General features: G+C 31.0%; 6 protein-coding genes. All 6 read right to left on the bottom strand.

The window, feature by feature from the left end:
- Nucleotides 1-1,211: phosphoenolpyruvate--protein phosphotransferase (ptsP, locus tag RWQ73_RS07540; protein WP_314407751.1), on the bottom strand; the 1,211-nt coding region annotated here is incomplete at its 3' end.
- 1 nt (nucleotide 1,212) lies between these two features.
- Nucleotides 1,213-1,476: a phosphocarrier protein HPr gene (locus RWQ73_RS07535; RefSeq protein ID WP_003145399.1), complete on the bottom strand. Its 264-nt coding sequence runs from the start codon at nucleotides 1,474-1,476 to the stop codon at nucleotides 1,213-1,215.
- 484 nt (nucleotides 1,477-1,960) lie between these two features.
- Entirely contained in the window at nucleotides 1,961-2,725 is a 765-nt protein-coding gene (locus tag RWQ73_RS07530) for an epoxyqueuosine reductase QueH (protein WP_314407749.1), read from the bottom strand.
- 186 nt (nucleotides 2,726-2,911) lie between these two features.
- Nucleotides 2,912-3,913 carry a Holliday junction branch migration DNA helicase RuvB gene (ruvB, locus tag RWQ73_RS07525; protein WP_314407747.1) on the bottom strand — a complete coding sequence of 334 codons (1,002 nt, stop codon included), beginning with the start codon at nucleotides 3,911-3,913 and terminating at the stop codon, nucleotides 2,912-2,914.
- A gap of 19 nt (nucleotides 3,914-3,932) precedes the next feature.
- Nucleotides 3,933-4,514, bottom strand: a complete 582-nt coding sequence (gene ruvA / locus RWQ73_RS07520; protein WP_314407746.1) for a Holliday junction branch migration protein RuvA — start codon at nucleotides 4,512-4,514, stop codon at nucleotides 3,933-3,935.
- 127 nt (nucleotides 4,515-4,641) lie between these two features.
- Nucleotides 4,642-5,153, bottom strand: a 512-nt coding sequence (locus tag RWQ73_RS07515; RefSeq protein WP_314407744.1) for a phosphate/phosphite/phosphonate ABC transporter substrate-binding protein, incomplete at its 5' end; no start/stop codon positions are given.

Genomic DNA, 5,153 nt, shown 5'->3' with positions numbered 1-5,153 from the left:
GCTTTAGCAGCTCTAAATTCTTGAACTGTAGCGATCATTGGGAACATTACACAAAGTTTACCGTAAACTGAAGCACGTAGTAATGCTCTTAATTGTGTTCTAAATAAATCTTTTTCTTCTAAGCAAAGACGAATAGCTCTGAAACCTAAGAATGGATTCATTTCTTTCGGTAAATCTAAGTATGGTAATTCTTTATCTCCACCAATATCTAAAGTACGAACTACAACAGGTTTATCTCCCATTCCTTCTAAAACAGCTTTATAAGCTTCGAATTGTTCTTCTTCAGTTGGCAATTGATCACGTCCCATATATAGGAATTCTGTACGATATAATCCGACAGCTTCTCCACCATTATTGTTAACACCTTCTAAATCAGCAGGTGTACCAATGTTAGCTGCTAAAATTACTTCGTGTCCATCTTGAGTTATAGATTTTTCTGTAACTAATTTTGCCCATTCTGCTTTTTGCGCTTCAAACTTAGCGTATTTTTCTTTTAATTCAGCTGTAGTAGCTTCATCAGGATTTACGTAAACAACACCATCTAATCCGTCAAGAATTAAAATATCTCCATTCTTAACTTCTTCAGTGATTGTACTAGTTCCTACTACTGCAGGAATTTCTAATGATCTAGCCATAATAGCTGAGTGAGATGTGCGTCCACCAATGTTTGTTGCAAAACCTTTTACAAATTGTTTGTTAAGTTGCGCAGTATCCGATGGAGTTAAATCTTCAGCAATGATGATTACTTCTTCATCAATTAAACTTGGATTTGGTAGATCGACACCTAAAAGGTGAGCTAAAATACGTTTAGAAACGTCACGAATATCAGCAGCACGTTCTTTCATGTAATCATTATCCATAGATTCAAACATAGAAACAAACATATCTGAAGTTTCTTTCAATGCATATTCAGCATTAATTTCTTTTGATTGAATATCAGTTTTTACAGTTCCCATAAATTCTGGGTCTTCTAAGATTAATAAGTGAGCTTCAAAAATAGCTGCTTTATCCGCACCTAAGTTTTCTAAAGCTTTATCTTTAATAATTGTTAATTCTTTTTTAGATACTTCAATCGCATCTTCAAAACGCTTAACCTCAGCATCTATATCTTGAACTTTAACTTCTTTAACTGTTAAATTTGGTTCAACAAAAATATAGGCTTTAGCAAAAGATATCCCTTGAGAGGCTGCAATACCTTTTAGTTGTAACATTTTATGCTAATCCTTCTTTCTTCATTGTTTCTTCTAAAGCCGCTAATGCTTCAGCTTCATCAGCTCCGTCAGCATAGATTACGATATCAGCATCTTTACCAACTCCAAGGCTCATTACACCCATGATTGATTTTAAGTTTACTTTACGTCCATTGAATTCTAATTCAATATTTGATTGGAATTTAGAAGCAGCTTGTACTAATAAAGTAGCTGGTCTAGCGTGGATTCCTGTTTCGTCGATAACTTTAAATTCTTTTTGTAACATAGTGTTGTCTCCTTTTATTTAAAAAAATATTTACATTCAAATAATAACACATGAAAGCAATATTTACAAGTAATTTGTACTAATTTAACTCTCTTATATCGTCTTATTCTATAACAAAGAAAGCCGTTTCTTATTCATCAATAACATCTTAATACAATTGTTTTGAAAAAATGTTGAAAATATATTTTCAACATTAATAACACTAATTTACTTTATTACAAAAAAAGAGTGACTCAAAAATCGCAATTTTGAAGTAATTGATTTTGTCGAGTCACTTTCCTCAGTGGTTCATTAGATATTTAAAAAGCTATTATAAAGCTAATTTAGGTATCAATAAACCACTTTGACTATGAATTATCATATGAACTTTGTTAAATTTAAGGACTTTTGGGCTCTTTCCCATTTTTTATACCCTATTTTAATACTTTATATTTAAAATTATTATGTTTTTATTATTATATCGTAAACCACTGTTATAGATAATTTACACTAATTCTCCGCCAAGTTTAATAATAGATTTAAATTTTTCATAATCTTCATGATTCCTATTAAATTCACGAGCATTCTTGTTAACTTCTTTAAAATCTATTCCTTGATCTTTTGCGGCAAATACACAACCACAATAACATTGTCTATAAATATTATAGTCATTGCACATTTCTACAGATCTTTTATAACCATTATTCTTCTTAAAATCTGAAGGTAAATAGTATATTGAAACTTGTTCTTGTAGCACATATCCTGCCTCATTAATAACAATCGCATTCTTTTTAGGACTAAGTGTTAATGCAGAAGCAAAGTAGTCATACCCCAGTTCTTCAGCTTTTTGAGCAGAAGAATCTAAACGCATTTCATAACAAATATGACATCTATCTCCACCTTCTCTATCTTCTTCATGCCCTTTTACAGCACTAATAAACTTACTCGGAGAATATTCATCAGCTAGGAATTTTATTTTTTTATCGTTTCTTTTATTGAATTCTTCTACAAAATCCTTTTGCACCAACATACGTTTTATATATTCTTCTTTAGGGTGTATATTTGAGTTTGAAAAGAAAATTGTTATATCGCTAATTTCAGACAAATATTCTAAAACATACGTGCTACATGGTGCACAACAAGAATGAATAAGAATCTTTGGTCGGAAATTATTTTTTTCCCACTCTTTTATAAGTTCTTTCAAGACATTATCATAATTAATCTTTTGATTTTTATGTCTAGTATTTATAAATTGTTTACTGTCAATCATATAAATTTAATCCTTCTAAAATTTCTTATATTTTACTACATAAGTTTAATATAGTTTAATTTAATTTACAATTAATATCATTTCTAATTAAAAAATATTATCAATAACACCTTTAAAACCTTATAAAAATAGGTTTCTAAAAATGAAATTTTAATATTTCAAATTCAATGAAACCTATGTTATCTTTTATTCACCTTTATAGCTAATCCCTAAATGTTGATACGCCTTAGGTGTTGCACGACGACCTCTTGGAGTACGTTCTATAAAACCTTCTTTAACTAAATACGGTTCATAAACATCCTCTATCGTTATACTTTCTTCTCCAATTGTGACAGCTATTGTTTCCAAACCAACAGCACGCCCATCATAACGTTTTATTAAACACTCTAATATTTTATAATCAATATTATCCAGACCTTTAGCATCCACTTGTAACAAATCTAAAGACTCTACTGCCAAACTTTTTGCTATTACACCGTCATTTTTCACTTGTGCAAAGTCCCTAACACGTTTTAATAGTCTATTAGCAATACGCGGTGTTCCACGAGATCTCATAGCAATCTCATACGAACTATCTTCATCAATTTCACATTCAAAAATATCAGAAGTTCTTTCTATTATATTTTGAAGTTCACTAATAGTATAAAATTCCAAACGACAATGTACACCAAATCTATCTCGAAGTGGTGCTGTTAATGCTCCAGCTCTAGTAGTAGCACCCACCAGAGTAAATGGTGGCAACTCAATTCTAATACTACGCGACTCCTCACCCTTACCAATTACAATATCAAGATAAAAATCTTCCATCGCAGAATAAAGAATCTCTTCAATCGATCTACTAATTCTATGTATTTCGTCAATAAATAGAACATCTCCAGGTTCAAGACTAGTCAAAATCGCTGCTAAATCCCCTGATTTTTCTATAGCTGGTCCTGATGTATATTTAATACCAACTTCCATCTCATTAGCTATAATAGTAGCAAGAGTCGTCTTCCCTAAACCTGGAGGTCCATATAACAAACAATGATCCAATACTTCACCTCGAAGTTTTGCAGCTTCTATAAAAATTTTTAAATTACTTTTTATTTGTTCTTGACCTATATACTGGCTTAAAAACTTCGGTCTTAAAGACTGTTCCTCACGCTCTTCTCCAAAATTTTGACTTGCAGATACCATTCTATCTTCCATAATTTCCTCCTTTCACAATTTATGCATTCATTAATAATTTTAATCCTTGTTTTACATACTCATCAACACCCGAAAAATCAAACGCTGATAATTTCTTCTCAATTTTCGTAAGTTCCTTTTTACTATACCCAAGTGCTTCTAACGCAAGCATTGCGTCACTAAGATAATTATTAATTGCAGTTGGAGCACTGCTAATATCTGCCATACTAAAATCAACCTTACCTTGTAAGTCAAGAATAATCTGCTGAGCTGATTTTTTACCAATTCCAGGAAACTTAGTTAAATAAACAGCATCTTGATTCTCAATTGCGCTTATTATTTCCTCACTTGTTCCACCTGCTAATATTGCTAATGCACTTTTCGGTCCTACACCTTTTACTTTCAATAACAATAGAAATACTTTCTTCTGTTCCTTATTAGAAAATCCATAAAGAACATTAGAATCTTCTCTCACTTGTTGACTTATATAAACTGTTCTATCATCATTTAAATGGTATTCATATGGATTTGCTACTACCACTTCATAACCTATACCATTATTATCGACAACAATATTAGTCGGATTTATTTCCGAGATTTTTCCTTTAATATATGCGTACATTACATTCACACTCCTGATTGATTATTTTATTATAAAATTAAACGTAAAAAATCTCAAGTATTTTATATAATAATAGAGTTTCACCCAACAAAAAAACCTGGCACAATTTGTACCAAGTTTTTTATTATTATTTTACTTTATCTAAGTCAACATTCATAACTTTCGCTGTTGCTTCTACTTTTTTATATGCGTCTTGATCTACATCGCTAAATCCAGTAATACTAAACATCTTAGTGAATAGTTCCTTCATTTTCGGATCTTTCTCTATATCACGAAGAGCTTTTTCTAATTTATCCTGTAACTCTTTATCCATTTTGCTAGAAGTTGTAACCATAATACCAGGAATCATATCACTAGTTGCTAATTTTTGAATATCAGTTTTTGCCTGTGGGAAATCTTTAGCATATCTATCTTCCACTCCATCGAATGTCGCAATTACATCAACATCTTTGTTAAGAAGTAATTGTAAACTCTTATCATGTCCACCACTAAATTGATAACTAATATCTTTATCTAAATTAAGACCAGCTTCAACTAACATAGCACCTGGATAAATATACCCTGATGAAGATGATGGATCTACGAATGCTACTTTTTTACCTTTAACATCTTGAAGAGATTTTATACCTGAATCTTTTC

Origin of the sequence: uncultured Gemella sp. (assembly GCF_963525875.1) — a bacterium.
Classification (GTDB): domain Bacteria; phylum Bacillota; class Bacilli; order Staphylococcales; family Gemellaceae; genus Gemella.
The sequence above is the reverse complement of the archived record's forward strand: the minus strand, read 5'-3'. Positions and strand labels throughout refer to the sequence as shown.

Bases quoted from the DNA above. Each gene is read 5' to 3' on its own strand.
- RWQ73_RS07535 (WP_003145399.1), bottom strand. From the start codon at position 1,476: ATGTTACAAAAAGAATTTAAAGTTATCGACGAAACAGGAATCCACGCT.
- RWQ73_RS07530 (WP_314407749.1), bottom strand. From the start codon at position 2,725: ATGATTGACAGTAAACAATTTATAAATACTAGACATAAAAATCAAAAG.
- ruvB (WP_314407747.1), bottom strand. From the start codon at position 3,913: ATGGAAGATAGAATGGTATCTGCAAGTCAAAATTTTGGAGAAGAGCGT.
- ruvA (WP_314407746.1), bottom strand. From the start codon at position 4,514: ATGTACGCATATATTAAAGGAAAAATCTCGGAAATAAATCCGACTAAT.